The 1,944-nt window shown below is 33.0% G+C and carries 1 protein-coding gene and 1 pseudogene; both read right to left on the reverse strand.

Features of this window, described 5'->3' with window-relative positions; translation table 11 throughout:
* Positions 1-489: 489 nt before the first annotated feature.
* On the reverse strand, positions 490-1,014 hold the full coding sequence (locus BBROOKSOX_RS10430) for a hypothetical protein (protein ID WP_139661706.1): 525 nt from the start codon (positions 1,012-1,014) through the stop codon (positions 490-492).
* A gap of 14 nt (positions 1,015-1,028) precedes the next feature.
* Positions 1,029-1,944 (reverse strand): annotated as a pseudogene (locus tag BBROOKSOX_RS12340) (hypothetical protein); the annotation flags it as partial.

The raw sequence follows: 1,944 nt of genomic DNA on the forward strand, positions 1-1,944 counted from the left end.
AGTATTAAAGTTTGTATTAGCAATAGTTGGGGTTGTTGCCAGGGTTGTGATTAAGGTTAAAATTGATAGTAAAAATGGGTTTGGCATTTGGTTATTTTAATGAGTTTTGGTGGTTTTTTGTTTTAAAAATAGTGGTTTTGTTTTTAATGAGAGGGTAAAGTTATATTTTTTACGATAAAAGGGTAGCGTCCCATTTTTTAAAATCAAGAAAAAGCGAAGGCTTCTTAGGATGTTCTATATAAGAAATTTTAAAAAGTTGTCAGAGGTTTTAGGGTAATGCATATTTTTGCATGTTTCACTCCTTTTTCTTGTCGGATTAAGGGTGGTTAATATACCCTTTGACCGACTAATTGAGTGTTGCACTTATGATGTGAATCTAAGTCTTTTCATTTTGGATGCCTGAATTATTATAATTTGAGTGTCCAGTTTATTGGGGAAACTTCAGTGGAGTCATATTTTTACGATAAAAGGGTAGCGCCCCATTTTTCTTTAATATTTAGAAAATCTTGATGAAGTTGAAACTATAATTGATAAATTATTATAGTTATCAAAAATTATAGGCCAATTATTACTTTCAATATCTTGAATTTGAGTATTGTCTAATCTCATGAAGTAAAAAACATCATAATTTTCATCTTGTGCTACCAGCCAAGCCTGATGACAAACATTACACTCATATAAGGATATCCAGCAATAATCTTCACCTTTAATCTTTGTTTCCTTTAGATGTAAAAATATATTTTCTGAAAAATCAGTCCCAAAATCGCTTCGATCTAAGTTCTTTATTAAGCAACACTTGCATTTAGACGGGTGATTGTTTAACAAGAAATCATTGATTAAGTTTTTAATATCTGCAACAGCATTTCGATTTTTAAAATTTGCTTCAATTAAAGACTGATAAAGGTCGTTTCCGATATTACTTTCTATTAGTTGGTCGTTATAGATGTATTTTTCAAAATATTCATTTGAAAGATCTCCTCTAATAAACTGATACAATATATTTATATATTCCATTTTTAACCCCTATATTAATTACTGTATTTTTTGAATTTAAAATCAAAAATTTTTCCTGTTTTAGGGTCTCTTATGTAGTGAATAACAGAATCTTTCCCCTGTTGTGATTTGACCTTGTACTCCATTTTATGCATTCCTTTAAACCTAGGGTCTTTCAATGGAGTGCCCTGCATTATTCTTTCACCAGCACCTTTTTTTGCGGCTTCTAAAGCTAATCTGTCTTGAATACTTTTAGGCGTTCTACTCCATCTATCTATTTGTTTAACTTTATTAATACTAGCGACAGCCTTGCTAGCAGCCTTAGAAGAAGCCCTAAGCGCAACGCCAGCACCTAGTCCACCTGCAACATCAAAAATAATATCGCCACTTTTTGCGTATTGCCTCCAAGAGTTTAATGCCCCTCCTGTTTTGCCATCATCATGCAATCCCATCGCTGCATTGATAGCTGTATTTTGATGATTAGGAGTGTTTTCAATATTGTAACCTAAATTGTTTTCAACAGATGCTTTGAATATGCTTAGCTCTTCAAGCTTCATTAAAATATTGTTGCCTGTATTTGGATTGTAAGCACTGTAACCAATGGGCTTACCATTCTTATCTTGCATCATCCTAACTTGATAATTACCATAATTGCTGTTAGAGTTTTTCTTGTTGACAATTGTTACAACTGTATTTGGATTGACAGGAGATTCTTCCAATCTTTTCTGAGTGGCTTTACCATAGCAATTAGTGCCAGAACACAAATCCTCACCCTTACTCTTATCAATCCCATCATAATCCTGATTGTTGTTATCAACAAGCTTTTGGTTTCTTTGTATTTCTGCTGGTGTATTGCCTAGGTTTTTGTTGTTGCTGTCTGCTAAGTTGCCATCACCATAGTTTTCTGAGGCGAATTCAACATAATCGCTAAAGTCGTCTCCATAGTTTTGG

The sequence above is a fragment of the bacterium endosymbiont of Bathymodiolus sp. 5 South genome (assembly GCF_900128535.1).
In the GTDB taxonomy this organism is placed as follows: Bacteria; Pseudomonadota; Gammaproteobacteria; order PS1; family Pseudothioglobaceae; genus Thiodubiliella.